Annotated in this window: 1 pseudogene; it reads left to right on the forward strand. The window is 37.2% G+C overall.

The annotated features are described in order from the left end of the window. Positions 1-128, forward strand: a pseudogene (locus C1G53_RS13495) (PadR family transcriptional regulator); the annotation flags it as partial. Between the last annotated feature and the right edge of the window lie 141 nt (positions 129-269).

The following is a 269-nucleotide window of genomic DNA, read 5'->3' on the forward strand; positions in this document are numbered from 1 at the left end:
GTTCCGTTCCAAGTTCCGATAAAAGAAGAAAAGTCTATCAAGTAACAGCAACGGGCCAAGAGATTATTAAACTGGAAACACAGCGTATTCAAAAACTACATCATATTGCCAAAGAATTAGGTTTTTAAGGAGGAAGCCATGATAAGACACAAATTATTCACCAGTTTACAAGAGGAAGAACATTGGATCAATTCGATTCAATCCGAAGGTTATCAGCTTGTCAAAGTAACTCCGTGGACAGCAACCTATCATTTTGAAAAATGTAGTCG

Origin of the sequence: Streptococcus suis (genome assembly GCF_002960445.1) — a bacterium.
Classification (GTDB): domain Bacteria; phylum Bacillota; class Bacilli; order Lactobacillales; family Streptococcaceae; genus Streptococcus; species Streptococcus hyiners.